This window comes from Catellatospora coxensis, from assembly GCF_016862635.1.
In the GTDB taxonomy this organism is placed as follows: domain Bacteria; phylum Actinomycetota; class Actinomycetes; order Mycobacteriales; family Micromonosporaceae; genus Catellatospora; species Catellatospora coxensis.
This window is the reverse complement of the sequence record NZ_BONI01000073.1, coordinates 1-15919: the sequence shown is the minus strand read 5'-3', so window position 1 is coordinate 15919 and position 15919 is coordinate 1. Positions and strand designations below refer to the sequence as shown.

Here is a 15919-nt window from a genome sequence, read left to right as displayed (position 1 = left end):
GTGATCCACGGGTACCGCCAAGCCCGGCGCCCACTCCGGACACCGCCCAGTCGATCTTTATTTGCACGCCCGGTGAAGCAACCTCCGCGCCGCGTCCTGCAGTTTCGGGGAAACGGCAGGAATCACGGTGGGCTTTCGTGCACTTTCCTGGAAACCGCAGACCGTCAGGCCGGCGCGAGGTCGGCGAGGGCGGCCAGAGCCGCCCGATGATGGGGGGCCGTGCCGTAGGCGACCGACGCGCTCTTGGCCCGTTTCAGATAGAGGTGGGCCGGGTGCTCCCAGGTGAAGCCGATGCCGCCGTGCATCTGCACGCACTCCTCCGCCGCGCGCACCGCGAGCGGGCCGTTGTGCGCCTGGGCCAGCGACGCCGCCAACCGCGCGTCCGGATCGCCCTGCGCCACGGCCGCCGCGGCATACCGCGCCACCGCTCGCGCCTGGACCAGCTCCACCCACAGGTCGGCGAGCCGGTGCTTGAGCGCCTGGAACGAACCGACCGGCCGCCCGAACTGATACCGGGTGCGCAGGTGCTCCACCGTCGTGTCCAGACACCACTGGGCCAGCCCGAGCTGCTCCGAAGCCAGCAGCACCGCACCCGCGACCAGCGCCGAGTCCAGCGCCGACGCGGCCCGGTCTCCCGCCGCCAGCAGCCGGGCGGGTGCGTTCCACATCGCGAGGTCGCACAGCGGCCGGGTCTCGTCCAGCGACACCACCGCCGTCCGCCGCAGCCCCGGCGCTTCCGCGTCGACCGCGAACAGCGCCCCGCCGGCGGGCACGATCAGGACCGTCGCCCGCAACGCGTCGGCGACGCCGCTGATCGTGCCGTTGAGCAGCGGACTGCCGTCCGCGGCCGTGGACACCTCGACATCCGGCAGCCGTTGCCCGGCCGGGCCGACGTCGAACGGCAGGGCCAGTGCGACGATCCCGCCGCCGGCCAGCTCACGCAGCAGGTCGCTCTCGCCGAGGTGCAGCAGGAGCTGCGCGGCGACGGCGGTGCCGAGGTAGGGCACGGGCGCGGCGGCGCGGCCGAGTTCCTCCAGCACCACCGCGGTCTCGGCGAGCGTCGCGCCCGCGCCGCCCAGATGCTCGGGCACGGCGAGTGCGGCCAGCCCGGTCTCCACGGACAGCAGCCGCCACAGATCGGCGTCGTCCGGCTCGGGGCTCTCGGCGACCTCGAGCACCCGCGCCCAGCCGGCGTGGTCGGCGAGCATGGCGCGCACCGAGTCACGCAGCTGCTCCTGCTCTTCGGTGTAGCGCAGGTCGAGGGTCATCGGGGCAGGTCCTTCCAGGCGACGCCGGTGTCCTGGCGGGGTTCGGCGGGCAGGCCGAGCACCCGCTCGGCGACGATGCTGCGCAGCACCTCGGAGGTGCCGCCCTCGATGGAGTTGCCCTTGGCCCGCAGCCACCGGTAGGTGGGACCGCGGCCGATCAGGTCCAGCTCCTCGGGGCGGTCGGCCCGCCAGTGGTCGTGCCGCAGGCCCTCCGCGCCGAGCAGCTCCACCTCGGTGCCGGAGATCTGCTGGGTGAGCGCCGCGAAGGCGAGTTTCATCGCCGAGCCCTCCGGGCCGGGCTCGCCCGCGGCCAGCTGCTGGCGCAGCCGGATGCCGGTCAGCCGCAGCGCCTCGGCACGTACCCACAACCGCAGCACCTCGTCGTGCAGGGCCGGGCTGCGCAGCTCGGGCCGCCGGCGCCAGGTGCGGGCCAGCACGCCGATCATCCCGCCCTCGCGGGGCAGCGCGGCCCCGCCGATGGCGACCCGCTCGTTCATCAGCGTGGTACGCGCCACCGCCCAGCCCTCGCCCACCGCGCCGAGCCGCAGTTCGTCGCCCAGGCGTACGCCGGACAGGAAGACCTCGTTGAACTCGGCCTCGCCGGTGGCCTGCCGCAGCGGGCGCACCTCGACGCCGGGGGCGTGCATGTCGCACAGGAAGTAGGTCAGCCCGGCGTGTTTCGGGGCGGCCGGGTCGGTGCGGGCGAGCAGGATGCCCCAGCGCGCCTGGTGCGCCATGGACGTCCACACCTTCTGCCCGTCGACCAGCCAGCCGTCGCCGTCGCGTACCGCCCGGGTGGCGACGCCGGCCAGATCGGACCCGGCGCCGGGCTCGCTGAACAGCTGGCACCACACCTCCTCGGCGGTCCACAGCGGACGCAGGAAGCGCTCGCGCTGCGCGGCGGTGCCGTGGCGCAGGATGGTCGGGGCGGCCATGCCCAGGCCGATGCCGATGCGACGCGGGCTGTTGTCCGGCGCGCCGGCCGCGGCGAAACGCTGGTCCACCACCGGTTGCAGCACTCTCGGTGCACCGAGTCCGCCCAGCCCGACCGGGTAGTGCACCCAGGCCAGCCCGGCGTCGAACCGGGCGCGCAGGAACTCCAGCCGGTCACCCGCCGGATCGTGCCCGGCCAGGAAGCCGTCGACCCGTTCCCGCAGGCTCTCGGCCGTCACCGGCTCCGCCACGCTCGCTCCCACCTCGGTCCCCTTCGCCGCGAACTTAATGCACTGCGAGTGCAATATAAGCGCGGGACGGCCGGCGCGGAAGGGGGCGGCCACCGGCGATGATCGCGAGCCGCAAGACCGGTGATTTCGCCGATGTCTCCGGCGCGTTACGACCGGACAGTGTCCTGATTACCCAGCGTGCTCCCCGGCGCCGCCGATCGTCGCCGGGACGGGGCGAGAGGAGACGTCAGGTGCCTGAACTCGGCGTACGTGCGCAACGGCGGGGATGGCGGTGGCTGCTGCTGATCCCGATCCTCGCCCCGCTGCCGGTCGGCCTCTACAACCGGCTGGAGCCGCAGCTGTGGGGCGTCCCGTTCTTCTACTGGTATCAGATCGGCTGCGCGGTGCTGGCCATGGCGGTCACCACCCTCGTGCACCGGCTGACCCGGGCGGGGCGGTGACCGTGACGGCACGTCAGGTCGAGATCGGCGTCTTCGCCGTACTCCTGGGCGCCATGCTGGTGCTCGGCTTCGCCGCCGCCCGCTGGCGCCGGCCGCCTAGCCTGCACTCGCTGGAGGAGTGGGGCGTCGGCGGGCGCGCGTTCGGCAACTGGGTCACCTGGTTCCTGCTCGGCGGCAGCATGTACACCGCGTACACGTACATCGCCGTGCCCGCCCTGGTGTACGGCGTCGGCGCGGCCGGCTTCTTCGCGGTGCCGTTCGCCATCATGACCGCGCCGCTGGCATACCTGATCAGCACCCGCACCTGGTCGGTCTCGCACGCGCACGGCTTCGTCACCTCGGCCGAGTTCACCCGGGCCCGGTTCGGCTCGCGCGGGCTGGCCGCCCTGGTCGCGGTCACCGGCATCGTGGCCACCATGCCGTACATCGCGGTGCAGCTCGTCGCGCTGCAGGCGGTGATGAAGACGCTCGGCGTCACCGGCGAGTGGCCGCTGACCGTCGCGGTGCTCGTCGCGTCGTTCTGCACGTTCCGGTCCGGGCTGCGCGCCCCCGCGCTGCTGTCCATCGCCAAGGACGTGCTGCTGCTCTGGCTGGTACTGGCCATCGTGCTGCTCGTCGCCATGTCCGGCGGCTGGTCGGCGGCGTTCCGCGGCTCCGGCGAGCGCTTCACCGCCGACGTCTCCCCCGCGAGCGGGCTGCTGCTGCCCGAGGGCGGCTGGCTCGGCTACCTCACCCTGGTGCTCGGCTCCGCGCTGGCCATCTTCGCGTACCCGCACGCGCTGACCGGCATCCTGGCCGCCCGGGACCGGGCCACGGTGCAGCGCAACGCCGCCGCGCTGCCCGTCTACTGCCTGGCGCTGGGGCTGGTCGCGATGCTCGGCTTCTTCGCGATCGGCCAGGGTGTGCGCCCCGTCGGCGGGGACCTGAACACGGTCGTGCCGCAGCTGTTCCACGAGGTGTTCCCGGCCTGGTGCGCCGGCATCGCGTACGCCGCAGTCGGCGTCGCCGCGCTCATCCCGGCCGCGGTCATGTCGATCGCCGCCGCGAACCTGTTCACCCGCTCCATCTACCGCGAGTACCTGCGCCCCGGCGCGTCGCCGCGCGAGGAGGCCCGGGTCAGCCGCTGGGTGTCGCTGCTGGCGAAGTTCGGCGCGCTGGTCTTCATCCTGCTGCTCGACCCGCAGTTCTCCATCGAGTTCCAGCTCATCGGCGGCGTCATCGTGCTGCAGACGGTGCCCGCGGTGGTGCTCGGCCTGTGGACGAACTGGTTCCACCGCTGGGCGCTGGCCACCGGCCTGCTCGGCGGCCTCGCCACCGGCCTGTTCCTGCTCTACCTGGTCCCCCAGCGCGCCCCCGACGGCCGCATCGTCAAGGCCCACTTCGGCGGCTCCAACCTCCCGCTCGCCCAGCTCGGCCTCGACAGCCGCTCCGCCGTCTACACCGGCCTGATCGCCCTGGCCGTCAACCTCGCCATCGTGGTCGCCGCCACCCTCCTGCTCCGCGCCCTACGCGTCCCCGCCGGAGTCGACGCCACCCACCCCGCCGACTACTACGCCGACGCCACCACGACCGGCACCACCGCCCCCCGCCACTCCGACACGCTCCTCGACGGCCCGTCCCGCCCCCGCGTCGGCGCCCACGCCGCCCGCTGAAGCGAAAGGAAGGGCACCTTCACATCGCTCTGCGATGTAGAAGGTGCCCTTCTTAACGAGCAACAGCCCCTGAGCTGCGCCAGGCCGCGCCGTCCCGAGGGACGGCGCGGCCTGAGGCTACTGCGGTACTGCGGTATGTCAGACGGCGTACGGGCCCTGGCCGTACTTGGCCAGCACCAGGTTCGCGGCCAGCTTCTCCCACTTGGCGTAGTGGTTCGGGAAGGCCGAGACCTGCACCGTCTGGGCGGCGTCGGTCAGCGCCATCTTGTCGTAGCCCTCGACGTTCTTCAGACCGTTGTAGAAGGCCTTCGAGGAGTAGACCGGGTCGGTGATCTCAGCGGGGCTGCCCCAACCGGCCGACGGGCGCTGCTGGAACAGGCCCAGCGAGTCGTGGTCGTTCATGTCACCCAGGTCGCCCAGGTTGCGCAGGGTCGACTCCTGGGCGGCGGTCGCGACCGCGATCACCCACGCGCGCGGCGGCAGGCCCATCTTCTGACCGGTCTCGATGATGACCTCCGCGTTGCGCTTCTGCTCGGCGGTGGGCTGGAAAGTCTCCTGGTATTCCGCGACCGGAGCCGGCATGAGCTGCTGGCTGCTGGGCGCCTTGGCGGACTGTTCTGCCTTCTTGGCGGCGGGCACCTTGGTCGCCGGCTTCGCGGCGGGAGCCGCAGCGACGGCCTTGGCCTGCACGGCGGCGGCCTCGGTGGCAGGCGCCGCGAATGCCTTGGCGACAGCCTTGGCCTCGGGCGCGGTGGCAGCCGCGGGACTGGCGCTGGCGGGCGAACCGGCGATGCCGGTGAGCACTGCCATGCCGGTGGCGGCGAGTACTGCCCGGAAGGACACGCGCTTGAGTGCGGGCAGGTGCCGTGCCATCAGGTCGACGTTGACCACGAGAAGGTCCCTTCGTTGGGATTGCGTACGGGAGGGTTCAACCGAGAGGGCGTTTCCGGTGTTCCGGACTTGTACCCTTTGTGGTCCAGGTCTCGCGTTCCCGGCAGCCGTCCCCTCGGCAGCCGGGACGAACTACGCAGACGGCGTTTGACCTGGCCATATCTCTGGCCGCCGGAGGGCGGCGAGGCGATAAGGTATACGAAAAGCTGTCATAATTACCTAATTCGGGCCGCATGTCGCCCCGCCGGAAGGAGGAGCGTGTCAGCCCGCAAAGTGATGGCCTGGTACGGCGCCTGGATGGCCGTCCTGGCGGCGCTGTTCTACGCCCTGCCCGGCTGGCACATCCTGCTCTGGAGCGCGATCGGCCTCAGCAGCGCCGGCGCCATCGGGTACGGGCTGTACCGCTACCGCCCCCGCCGCTGGTCCCCCTGGTTGTGGATCATCGCCGGGCTGCTCCTGCTCTCCGCCGGCGACACGCTCTACAACGTCATGACCGACGTGCTCGGCAAGGTGAACCCGTTCCCGTCCCCGGCCGACATGCTCTACCTGGCGATGTACCCCGCGGTCACCATCGGCCTGCTCGGCCTGTCCAAGGCGGGGGCGGCCAGCCGGGACCGCACCGTGCCGCTGGACGCCCTGATCGTCACCGCCGGGCTCGGCCTGCTCTCGTGGATCTTCCTGATCAGCCCGCAGATCCTCAACCAGGACCTGACCATGAGCCAGCGCCTGGTCTCGGTGGCCTATCCGCTGGGCGACATCCTGATCCTGGCCACGGTGGGCCGGCTGATCGCCGTGGTGCCGTTCAGCCCCACGGTGGCGCTGCTGACCGTGGGCGCGGTCGGCCTGCTGGCCGCCGACGTCATGTACGGCCTGGTCCAGCTGCACGGCTACTGGACCGTCGGCGGCCCGGTCGACCTGGGCTGGATCGTCTTCTACGCGTGCTGGGGCGCGGCCGCGCTGCACCCGTCGATGGCCGACCTCACCACACCCCGCGTGGTCAGACCGCGCGAGATGCGCACCCTGCACCAGGCCCTGCTCACGCTCTTCGTGCTCATCCCGCTCGCGGTGCTGGTGGTGGGCGTGGGGCAGGGACGGCTCAAGTACCCGATGGTCATCGTCGCGTTCGTGGTGACCACGGTGCTGCTGGCCCTGATCCGGCTGTTCGGCGTGGTCAACAGCTATCGCGGCAACACCATGCGCACCAGCGGCATCCGCGCCAGCAACGCCGCCCTGATGTCCGCGACCACGGTGGAGGGCGTCACCTGGGCCCTCAAGCGCACGGCGGAGCGGCTGCTGCCGCCCGGCTCCGACTACCGCGTCGCGATGGTGATGAACGACGGCACCGCGCCCGAACTGTTCCACCCGACGCACACGACGATGGGCTCCCGGCTGCGTTTCACCAAATCGCTGCCCCCGGACATCGCGGCCCAGATGGGCGACTTCGAGATCACCATGATCTGCCCGCTCGCGCTGGAGGACCGCCCCACCGGCGATCCGCACATCGGCATGCTGCTGATCTCCTCGGACGAGAACTCGCTCAGCTACCTCCAGCTGCCGATGGAGCTGGTCGCCTCGCAGGCGGCGCTGGCCATCGAGCGCATCATGCTGAGCAACGAGATCATCAGGCACAACAGCGAGCAGTACTTCCGCACCCTGGTGCACAACACCTCGGACGTGATCCTGATCCTCGAACCGGACGGCGGGCGCATCCGGTACGCCAGCCCCTCCGCGTCGTCGGTCTTCGGCACCACGGAGCTACCCGGCAAGAACCTCTCGGAACTGGTCGACAGCCCGCACCACGCCCTGGTCGCGGACCTGCTCCGGCTGGCGGCGGCGGAGGACGAGACGGTCGACACCGCGGACTGGACCGTGCTGCGGCCCGACGGCACCGCCGTGCAGACCGAGGTCTCCTGCCGTGACCTGCGCGAGGAGACGACCGTCAACGGCCTGGTGGTGACCCTGCGCGACGTCACCGACCAGCGCCGGATGGAGTCCGAGCTGACCCACCTGGCCTACCACGACTCGCTCACCGGGCTGGCGAACCGGGTGCGCTTCGCCGAGCGCATCGGCCAGGCCATCGCCCGCGCCGACGCCGACGGCAGCGTCGTCGGCGTCCTGTTCATCGACCTCGACGACTTCAAGGTCGTCAACGACACCCTCGGCCATGAGCACGGCGACCGGCTGCTGCGCGCGGTCGGCCAGCGCCTGGCGGCCGTACTGCGCACCGACGACGTGGCGGCGCGGCTCGGCGGTGACGAGTTCGCCGCCCTGATCGAGGGCGCCCCGGACGCGGCCACCATCGACGACGTCGCCGACCGGATCGTCGAGGCGCTGGCCGAGCCGTTCACCATCGACGACCGGCTGGTCTCCGGCATCGCCAGCATCGGCATCGCCACCAGCGCCGACGCCCGCAGCGCGCCGGAACTGCTGCGGCAGGCCGACCTGGCGCTGTACGTCGCCAAGGGCGAGGGCAAGGGCCAGTGGCGGCGCTACCAGCCCGATTTGCACACGGCGATCGTGGAACGGCTGGAGCTGCGCACCGAGCTGGACCGGGCGATCGCCGCGAAGGAGTTCACGGTCGAGTTCCAGCCCATCGTCGAGCTGCGCACCGGCGTCACCGCCGGGTACGAGGCGCTGGTGCGCTGGAACCACCCCACCCGGGGCCGGCTGCTGCCCGGCGAGTTCATCGAGGTGGCCGAGGAGTCCGGGCAGATCGTCGGGATCGGCAACGAGGTGCTGCACCAGGCCGTGGCCGCCGCCGCGCGGTGGCAGCGCGAGGCCGGGCCGGCCGCGGTGCCGTACGTCAGCATCAACGTCTCCGCGCGCCAGTTCCGCACCCCGGGCTTCGTGGCCAGCCTGCACGAGACTCTGGCCGAGGAGGGCCTGCCGCCGCACCAGCTGATGCTGGAGATCACCGAGAGCCTGCTGCTGCGCGACGACGACGGGGTCTGGGAGGACCTCACCGAGCTGCGCACCACCGGCATCCGGGTGGCCATCGACGACTTCGGCACCGGGTACTCCTCGCTGAGCTACCTGCGCCACGTGCCGCTGGACGTGGTGAAGATCGACCGGCTGTTCACCAGCACCATCGCCTCGTCGGCGCAGCAGGCCGCGCTCGTCGACGGCATCGTGCGGCTGGCGCACACGCTCGGCCTGCAGGTGATCGCCGAGGGCATCGAGCGCACCGTGGAACGCGACCTGCTCTCCCGCATCGGCTGCCGCTACGGCCAGGGCTTCCTGTTCGCCCGCCCGCTCACCGGCGAGCAGGCCATCAACCTCATCACCGAGCAGAAGGTGGCCGCATGAGCGAGCAGGTCGGGACCCGAGCCGAGCGAAGCGGGGCGCGGGCATGACGAAGATGTCCCCGCACCTGCCGGATGCGCACAAGGTGCCGTCGGTCGACCAGCTCGACCGGCTGCGCGCGGTGACCCCGATGTACGACGCGGTCGTCGACGAGGTCGACGGCCGCCGCATCCGGGTGGGCGGCGACTGGCTGACCGACTTCGCGTCCTGCAACTACCTCGGCTTCGACCTGGACGAGGAGATCATCACCGCCGCCGAGCGCGCGGTGCGCCGCTGGGGCACCCATCCGGGCTGGTCGCGCCTGCTGGGCAGCCCGCGGCTCTACCCGCAGATCGAGGAACGGCTCGCCGAGCTGCTCGGCGCGCCCGACACCCTGGTGCTCCCCACGATCACGCACATCCACATGTCGGTGCTGCCCGCGCTGGCCGGCAGCGGCGCGGTGTTCGTCGAGGCCGGCGCCCACAAGACGATCTACGACGGCGGCTCGTACGCCCGCGGGCTCGGCGCGCGGCTGCACCGCTGGCACGCCGACGACCCCGACGAGCTGGTGCGCCTGCTGCGCTCGGCCGACACCGCCCACCCCCGGGTGGTCTGCCTCGACGGCGTGAACAGCATGACCGGCAACATCCCCGACCTGCCCGCCCTGGCGAAGATCTGCCGCGAGTGGGGCGCGCTGCTCTACGTCGACGACGCGCACGGCTTCGGCGTCATCGGCGAACGCGGCGACGGCTCGCCCACGCCGTACGGGACCCGCGGCAACGCGGTGGTGCGGCACTGCGCGGAGACGTACGACGACGTGGTGCTCGTCGGCGGGTTCTCCAAGGCGTACTCGGCGCTGCTGGCGTTCGTGGCGGTGCCGACCGCGCTGAAGGAGCGGCTGAAGCTGGCCGCGCCGCCCTACCTCTACTCCGGACCGTCGCCGGTGCACTCGCTGGCGGCGGTGCTGGCCGGGTTCGACGTCAACGAGGCCCGCGGCGAGCAGCTGCGGCACACGCTGCACCGGCTGACCGCCCGGGTGCTCGCGCACCTGCGGTCGCTGGGCGCGCACACCCCCAACCGGGACCAGACACCGGTCATCGAGCTGCCGCTGTCACCCGGCCACGACCTGGCCGACGTGGCCCGCCTGCTCTGGCGGCGCGGCGTGTACGTCACGCTCGCCGCGTACCCGCTGGTGCCCCGGGGTCAGGTCGGTTTCCGGGTGCAGCTGACCTCGCTGCATACCGACGAGCAGGTCGGCCATCTCAACAGCGTGCTGACCGAGCTGGACGAGCTCGGCGCCCTGCGCCGCGCCGACGCCTGACGACCTGCGCCGAGCGCGCGATCCATCGGCCGCGGCCCGGCAACGGTCAGGCCGGCCGGAAGGTGACCGACAGGATGGACAGGGCGGTGCGCGGCCTGCCCTCGGTGCCGGACACGCCCCCGGCGGCCACCTTGTCGATGATCTCCATACCGGTGACGACCAGCCCGAACGGCGTGGAGGTGCCCGCCATCGCGCTGTCGGGGGCCGCCGACGGGAGCGCCGCCGGCTGCCCGGCCTGCCCGGGGTGCCGCAGTTGCCATGCCACGACCGCCGCGCCCACCGCGAGCAGCACCGACATCGCGATCAGCAGCAGACGCGGCGAGCGAGGCCGGGCGGGTTCGACTGGATTCGGCGCGCCGTCGGTGTCCATGAGCGGCGAGCGTAAAGGATCACCGCAAGGCGTGCCGCCCCGCGAACCGGTGTCCGGAGACGGCGGCGCGGGGCAGGATGGACGGATGAGCGCAGCCGCCGATCGTGACCGTGACGGCTCGGGCCGGGCACGCAACGCCCGCCCCCGTGACGAGCTGGGCCGACCGCTGCCCCGAGGCGCGGCGGGCGTGCCGACCACTCCGGGCGAACTGCGGCTGCCGCCGGACGAGGCGCTCGCGCAGGCCCAGGAACTGCTCGCCGAGGGGCGCGCGTTCCACGCGCACGAGGTGCTGGAAGGCGCGTGGAAGGCCGCGCCCGAGCCGGAGCGCGAGCTGTGGCGCGGGCTCGCCCAGCTGGCGGTGGGCCTCACCCATGCCCGCCGCGGCAACGCGACCGGCGCGTCCAGGCTGCTGGGACGGGCCGCCGACCGCATCGAGGAGTACGCCGCCGCGCCGCCGCACGACGTCGCGGCCACCGGCCTGGTGACCTGGTCCCGGGCGCTGGCCGCGCGCATCGAACAGGACGGCCTGGCCGGGCTCGGCGCCGACGCGCTCGTCCCCCGCCTGCGCGACCCGCGGTGACGGAAGCGGCCGGACGCGCGGGTCAGCCGAGCGTGATGCCGGTGATCGAGGTGCCCGGCGGCAGGTCGCGGACCTGCTCGTGGATCTGGCCGGCGATGTTCACCGCGACGGTGAAGCTCTCCACGACCACGGACTCGATGGTCACGCCCCCGCCGATGACCGGCGGCGGCATGAACGTGTACACCTGGTCGGGTCCCAGCTCCAGACCCCGGTCGGCGGCCTGGGCGGCCAGCCCGCCCAGCAGGTAGCGGTCCTGCCCCTGCTCGGTGGACAGGTCGCGCTCCAGCTCGTCGGCCGAGGCCCAGACCCGGGTGAGGACGCCCTCGATGGTGTCGAGATACCAGCAGCCGTACTGCCCCGCCAGGAAAACGTCGCCGAACAGCGAGGTGAACAGCGGCTTCCTGCCGTCGAGGCCGAGCCACGACCACGAGTCGAGGGCCTGGGCATACTGCTGCTCGCTGAACGTCTTGGTGAACCGCATCCGGGCAGTATGCACGACCCGGCGCAGGTCAGCCCGCGGCCAGCGCGAATCCGTCGCCCGCGGCGAGGGTGCCGACGTGGTCGAGGCTGGTCTGCACCGTGACCGGAAGGCTGCGGCGCACGGTGCTGCCGTCGCCGAGCTGGCCCGTGCTGTTCCGGCCCCAGGCCAGCACGATGTCGTCGTCGGCGCGCGACAGGGCGTGACTGGTGTTGAACCCGGCCGCGACCGCGCGGGCCCGGGTCAGCCCGGACACGGTGACGGGACGGTCGCGCACCCCGCCGAAGGAGCCGATGCCGAGCTGGCCGTCCTCGTTGCCGCCCCAGGACCGTACGGTGCCGTCCTTGCGCAGTGCCAGGCTGTGCAGCAGCCCGGCGGCGACGGCCTCGACCCCGGCGAGACCGGCCACCGGCGCCGGGACCGGGGACGGGTCGGCGCTGACGGTGCCCCGGCCGAGCTGGCCGAAGTTGTTCGCGCCCCATGCCGACACCGTGCCGTCGCGGAGCAGGGCCAGCACGTGGCCGCTGCCCGCGGCGAGCGCGCGTACGTTCCTCAGCCCGACCACCGGAGCTGGGGTGGGGTCGTCGGTGCCGACGGTGCCGTTGCCGAGCACCCCGGCGCTGTTGTTGCCCCACGCCAGGACCGTGCCGTCGGCCAGCAGCGCCAGCGAGTAGCTGTCCCGGGCCGCGACGGCACGCACCTTGCGCAGCCCCGGCACCAGCACGGGGAGCAGCCGCTCGCCGCCCAAGACGCCCTGCCCGAGCTGCCCGCTGGTGTTGTCGCCCCACGCCGCGACCGTGCCGTCGGCCAGCAGCGCGAGCGCGTGCACGGCGCCGGCGGCGATCTGCCGTACGCCGGCCAGCCCCGCCACCACGCCCGGCGTGGCGTGGTCCGTCTCGGTGCCGTCGCCCAGCGCGCCGCGCGCGTTGTCGCCCCAGGCCCGCACGGTGCCGTTGGTCAGCAGCGCGAGCCCGTACGCGGTGCCCGCGTCGATCTGCGCCACCGAGAGCAGCCCGGACACGGCGACCGGGGTGTCGCGCTGCTGCCCGGTCCCGTCCCCGAGCCGGCCCGCCCCGTTGTCCCCCCAGGCCACCGCAGGCCGCAGCACCGGGGAGTCCCTGCCTTCAGGGGCCGCCACGGTCGGCGCACCACCGGTCAGTGTCAGCAACGCGCCGAGCGCCGTCCCGCCGATGACCCTGCGGTACCGAGACGTCAGGTGCATGAGACTCCCCCGTGGACATTCGCGGACCAACTCCGCACAACGCGATTCGTGCCTTTTGTACCGCCGACCGAGGTACCGCCCAGCACGACACGCGGCAGCCACCGGATCGGCCGCGCACGGCGCCGCGCGACACCTGTTGATCATGACCTTATGGGCGCGTTCTTCGGCGTGTCCCGACCCTGGCACCATGATCACCTTGGGAGCCGGTTTCGCTGAGGCGAGATCTAGAAGAGTTGTTGTCGCTGGAGCGACAACAACTCTTCTAGATCTACGGTGCGCTGGTCAGGGAGCGGTGGGTGGGGCGAGGAGTTGGTCGGCGTGGGGGCGGGCCGGTCAGAAGCCGGATACGCGGATCGAGTCGACGACGGACCAGAGGGCGATGCCGAGGCCGGCAGCGCAGACGGCCGACGCCGTGTAGACCGCCCAGGAGACGGGCCCGCTGCGGCCGGCCATCGCGACGGTCACGACGGCCAGGGCGAGCGGCACCTGGACCGCGTACGAGACGACGTATGCCTGGACGAAGGGGTCGTCGATCATCCACCATGCCGCGGTGGCCAGGCCGTGCAGGCCTTCCGCGGCCAGCAGGCCGTACGACAGGCCCGCGGCGGCCGCGGACCGCCCTGGCGAAGCGTTGCGCACGACGTGGCCGAGCAGGCCGAAGACCAGCCCCGCGCCGGCGGCGAGCACCAGCCAGAAGCCCGCCGCACGAACCAGGCCGATCAGCCCGTACAGGTCGTGAGGCGAGCCGTCCTCGGTGTAGCCACCACTCCAGCGCCGCGACACCACCAGGATGAGCAGGTAGTACACGGCGGTGGCGACGAGCAGCAGGCCGGTCGCGACGACAGGGGCGCGGCGGGCCCGGCGGACCAGGTAGCCCGTGCCGAACGCCGCCGCGCCCCAGGCGAAGCCGTTGCTGGTCAGCGTCAGCACGATACGCCCAACGGCCTCGGGCAGCTCGTCCCCGAGAAAGGCCGGCGTGCCGAGCAGCGCTCCGGCGATCAGCACCCAGCGCAGGGACGGGCCTTCCGCGACGGGCGGCTCGATCTCGGTGACGGTCTCCACCGCGGCCATGACCATCCCCCACTCCGGCGCGGAACACAGACTGCGGTTCTACCATCGACGGACATCGTCGCCGAAGCGAGACTCCGCTGCGTGGCACACGGGACCTCGCCGGCCGGTAGCGGCGGCTACATTCATACCCGTCTCATCCGGTGTCGCGAAGGGAACGGGATGGTCCGGCTCACCCGCAAGCGCCTGGTCGCCGTGGTGGTCAGCGCGGCGCTGCTGATCGCGGGCGGCGGGTACGCCGTGCACCGGGCGGCGCGGTTCGACCTGGCCGCGACGGCCCGGCGGCTGGACGAGCTGACCATGCGGATCACCGGCTCGGCGGCCGAGCTGCGCGCGAACGAGCTGCTCAACTACCACCGGGTCGAGGGCGGCACCGCGGCGTGCATGCGCGAGCGCGGCCAGCCCTGGCGGATCCACCCGTACGTCAGCTTCTACCAGGACTTCACCGACGCCGACCTCGGCTACGGCGACGGCTGGGCGGGTGTGCTCGACTCGGTCACCCACCTCGGCCGCAGGGTCGTGCGCAACGCGATGGGCAACGCCCGGCTGCCCGATGAATCGCCGGAGAAGTGGCACCTGGGACCGGGCGACGACGTGACCGCCTGGGTGGCGGCCGGCAACTCCTGCCGGGAGCGGTACGAGCACCGCGACTACCACGACGCCGATCCGCCGGCCGGAGCCTACGACCTGGTGAACCTGCCCGGGCTGCTGAACAGGATCGCGGCGCACCCGACGGTGCTGGCGGCGGGGCTGCCGTACTCGTCGTGCATGGCGGGGCGGGGGCACAGGGTCAGCTGGGACGGCCGGGACGACTTCCTGGTCCGCAACTGGGACCTGCGCCCGGAGGAGGCCCCGATCGACGGTCGCCCGGCCAGGCCGGGGTGGGTGCGGGCGGAGGCCGAGCTGACCGCGCTGTACCGCGACGACGCCGAGTGCCGGATGCCCGCGTACACGGCGGCGATGCGGGTGCTGTCGTGGCGGCTGGACGACTGGGAGGCCGAGCACCGCGAGCAGCTCGACCGCATCCGCGCCGACTGGGCGGGCCGCCTCGCCGCGGCCGCCCGGCTCCCGACGGAGGTCACGCTGCCCCCGGTCGCGCCCCGGCCCTCGCCGGGCGCCTGAACCCGCAGCTCACGCCATAGGAAGAGTGAAGAAGGGGCACCTTCTACAACGCCTAGCGTTGTGAAGGTGCCCTTCCTTCGGTCTGGCGACAGTGTGGCCGGCGGTCGCTCACCCCCGTTAGCGGCCGCCGGCCTTTCACTGTCCGGGTGGACGCCGTCCCCCAACGGCATCTGTCCACCCATCCCCCTGTGCACTTCGCTCGGCGCCACCAACCTGAAGAACCTGTCTTCCGGCCGGGCCGGCCCGCTGGGACCCCTGGGGCCTTCATCGAGCGTCGCGCCACTGGGGATCACGCTACGTCGCCTGACCTGGGGTCGTCCAGGGCAAACTCAAGATTTTTTCACTGAAAGTAATCATGGCTCCACTCTCCGCGTTTGCCCTGGAGTGCGGATTTCGTACGTGGGCACCGCACCGGCACGCGCGGTTTCGTCCGTTTCGCGCTTCCTGCGCCACCGGATCGTGCCCGGGTGGGCGGTCCGGCTACAGCCGCTGGTACATGACGTGCAGGCCGACCCGGCCGTGCTTCGGGTGCTCGAACGCCTCGGGCACGGTGGCGAGGATCTCGAACCCGATCGCCTGCCACAGCCGTACGGCCGCGCCGTTGGTCTCCACCACCGCGTTGAACTGCATGCCGTGGTACCCCTGCGCCCGCGCCCAGTCCAGGACGTGCTCGCCGAGCGCCCGGCCCACGCCGCGGCCCCGGTGAGCGGAGTCGACCATGAAGCTGGCGGTCGCGATGTGCGCGCCCCGGCCCGGCCGGTTCGGGCCCATCTTGGCCGATCCGAGCACGGTGTCCCCGTCCACGGCCACCACGGTCCGGCCCGGGGCCTGCTCCATCCACCACGGCCGGGCCTGCTCGGCGTCCATGCCCTCCGGGAACGCGTACGTCTCCCCCGCCGCGACGATCTCGGTGAAGAACGGATAGATCGCGGGCCAGTCCTGGCCGCTCGCCTCTCGAATGATCATGCCCGGACCCTACCGCCTACCTCGATCATTCGACTTGCCTGGCACCCGTGCGTATCTTGTACGCCCTTCGCCGGG

General features: G+C 72.5%; 14 protein-coding genes. 6 read left to right on the top strand and 8 right to left on the bottom strand.

Annotated elements, in window-relative coordinates:
* Window positions 1-164: 164 nt before the first annotated feature.
* Both Cco03nite_RS32480 and Cco03nite_RS32475 read right to left on the bottom strand, forming a co-directional pair.
* Complete coding sequence (locus Cco03nite_RS32480) at window positions 165-1268, bottom strand: acyl-CoA dehydrogenase family protein (RefSeq protein WP_203697281.1); 1104 nt, start codon at window positions 1266-1268, stop codon at window positions 165-167.
* Window positions 1265-2452: an acyl-CoA dehydrogenase family protein gene (locus Cco03nite_RS32475; RefSeq protein ID WP_239167842.1), complete on the bottom strand. Its 1188-nt coding sequence runs from the start codon at window positions 2450-2452 to the stop codon at window positions 1265-1267. The genes Cco03nite_RS32480 and Cco03nite_RS32475 overlap by 4 nt, the downstream gene beginning before the upstream one ends.
* Window positions 2453-2682: 230 nt before the next feature.
* Here Cco03nite_RS32475 and Cco03nite_RS42610 point away from each other — a divergent pair, with 230 nt between their 5' ends.
* Both Cco03nite_RS42610 and Cco03nite_RS32465 read left to right on the top strand, forming a co-directional pair.
* Entirely contained in the window at window positions 2683-2892 is a 210-nt protein-coding gene (locus tag Cco03nite_RS42610) for a DUF3311 domain-containing protein (RefSeq protein ID WP_239167841.1), read from the top strand.
* A 53-nt stretch (window positions 2893-2945) separates the two neighbouring features.
* A complete protein-coding gene (locus Cco03nite_RS32465) occupies window positions 2946-4544 on the top strand; it encodes a sodium:solute symporter family protein (protein ID WP_203697333.1) in 1599 nt (532 codons plus the stop codon).
* Between the two features lie 138 nt (window positions 4545-4682).
* Here the strand turns inward: Cco03nite_RS32465 and Cco03nite_RS32460 are convergent, their stop codons facing one another.
* Window positions 4683-5435, bottom strand: a complete 753-nt coding sequence (locus Cco03nite_RS32460; protein WP_239167839.1) for a hypothetical protein — start codon at window positions 5433-5435, stop codon at window positions 4683-4685.
* A 258-nt stretch (window positions 5436-5693) separates the two neighbouring features.
* On the opposite strand from Cco03nite_RS32460, the gene Cco03nite_RS32455 reads away from it, so the two are divergent.
* Window positions 5694-8741, top strand: coding sequence for a putative bifunctional diguanylate cyclase/phosphodiesterase (locus Cco03nite_RS32455; protein ID WP_203697277.1), 3048 nt, complete (start codon window positions 5694-5696; stop codon window positions 8739-8741).
* A gap of 43 nt (window positions 8742-8784) precedes the next feature.
* Entirely contained in the window at window positions 8785-10038 is a 1254-nt protein-coding gene (locus Cco03nite_RS32450; RefSeq protein WP_203697275.1) for an aminotransferase class I/II-fold pyridoxal phosphate-dependent enzyme, read from the top strand.
* Window positions 10039-10084: 46 nt separating this feature from the next.
* Here Cco03nite_RS32450 and Cco03nite_RS32445 read toward each other — a convergent pair whose 3' ends face one another.
* Window positions 10085-10408 (bottom strand): peptidylprolyl isomerase, encoded by a 324-nt coding sequence (locus tag Cco03nite_RS32445; RefSeq protein WP_203697274.1) that lies wholly within the window; start codon window positions 10406-10408, stop codon window positions 10085-10087.
* 85 nt (window positions 10409-10493) lie between these two features.
* Between Cco03nite_RS32445 and Cco03nite_RS32440 the strand changes: the two genes are divergently transcribed.
* A complete protein-coding gene (locus tag Cco03nite_RS32440) occupies window positions 10494-10988 on the top strand; it encodes a DUF309 domain-containing protein (protein ID WP_203697272.1) in 495 nt (164 codons plus the stop codon).
* 22 nt (window positions 10989-11010) lie between these two features.
* Here the strand turns inward: Cco03nite_RS32440 and Cco03nite_RS32435 are convergent, their stop codons facing one another.
* The 3 genes from Cco03nite_RS32435 to Cco03nite_RS32425 form a co-directional block, all read right to left on the bottom strand.
* Entirely contained in the window at window positions 11011-11469 is a 459-nt protein-coding gene (locus tag Cco03nite_RS32435; RefSeq protein ID WP_203697270.1) for a hypothetical protein, read from the bottom strand.
* Between the two features lie 28 nt (window positions 11470-11497).
* Complete coding sequence (locus Cco03nite_RS32430; protein ID WP_203697268.1) at window positions 11498-12688, bottom strand: RCC1 domain-containing protein; 1191 nt, start codon at window positions 12686-12688, stop codon at window positions 11498-11500.
* Window positions 12689-13021: 333 nt separating this feature from the next.
* Entirely contained in the window at window positions 13022-13759 is a 738-nt protein-coding gene (locus Cco03nite_RS32425) for a hypothetical protein (protein ID WP_203697266.1), read from the bottom strand.
* A gap of 159 nt (window positions 13760-13918) precedes the next feature.
* Here Cco03nite_RS32425 and Cco03nite_RS32420 point away from each other — a divergent pair, with 159 nt between their 5' ends.
* Window positions 13919-14878: a hypothetical protein gene (locus tag Cco03nite_RS32420; protein WP_203697265.1), complete on the top strand. Its 960-nt coding sequence runs from the start codon at window positions 13919-13921 to the stop codon at window positions 14876-14878.
* 480 nt (window positions 14879-15358) lie between these two features.
* On the opposite strand, the gene Cco03nite_RS32415 is transcribed toward Cco03nite_RS32420, so the two are convergent.
* The gene (locus Cco03nite_RS32415; RefSeq protein WP_203697263.1) at window positions 15359-15844 is read right to left on the bottom strand and encodes a GNAT family N-acetyltransferase; all 486 of its coding nucleotides are present in this window, start codon (window positions 15842-15844) and stop codon (window positions 15359-15361) included.
* Window positions 15845-15919 lie beyond the last annotated feature (75 nt).

What these genes read in the sequence shown, in the direction of transcription:
- Cco03nite_RS32480 (WP_203697281.1), bottom strand. Translation starts at nt 1,268, where the DNA reads ATGACCCTCGACCTGCGCTACACCGAAGAGCAGGAGCAGCTGCGTGAC.
- Cco03nite_RS32465 (WP_203697333.1), top strand. Translation starts at nt 2,946, where the DNA reads ATGCTGGTGCTCGGCTTCGCCGCCGCCCGCTGGCGCCGGCCGCCTAGC.
- Cco03nite_RS32450 (WP_203697275.1), top strand. Translation starts at nt 8,785, where the DNA reads ATGACGAAGATGTCCCCGCACCTGCCGGATGCGCACAAGGTGCCGTCG.
- Cco03nite_RS32445 (WP_203697274.1), bottom strand. Translation starts at nt 10,408, where the DNA reads ATGGACACCGACGGCGCGCCGAATCCAGTCGAACCCGCCCGGCCTCGC.
- Cco03nite_RS32440 (WP_203697272.1), top strand. Translation starts at nt 10,494, where the DNA reads ATGAGCGCAGCCGCCGATCGTGACCGTGACGGCTCGGGCCGGGCACGC.
- Cco03nite_RS32435 (WP_203697270.1), bottom strand. Translation starts at nt 11,469, where the DNA reads ATGCGGTTCACCAAGACGTTCAGCGAGCAGCAGTATGCCCAGGCCCTC.
- Cco03nite_RS32430 (WP_203697268.1), bottom strand. Translation starts at nt 12,688, where the DNA reads ATGCACCTGACGTCTCGGTACCGCAGGGTCATCGGCGGGACGGCGCTC.
- Cco03nite_RS32425 (WP_203697266.1), bottom strand. Translation starts at nt 13,759, where the DNA reads ATGGCCGCGGTGGAGACCGTCACCGAGATCGAGCCGCCCGTCGCGGAA.
- Cco03nite_RS32420 (WP_203697265.1), top strand. Translation starts at nt 13,919, where the DNA reads ATGGTCCGGCTCACCCGCAAGCGCCTGGTCGCCGTGGTGGTCAGCGCG.
- Cco03nite_RS32415 (WP_203697263.1), bottom strand. Translation starts at nt 15,844, where the DNA reads ATGATCATTCGAGAGGCGAGCGGCCAGGACTGGCCCGCGATCTATCCG.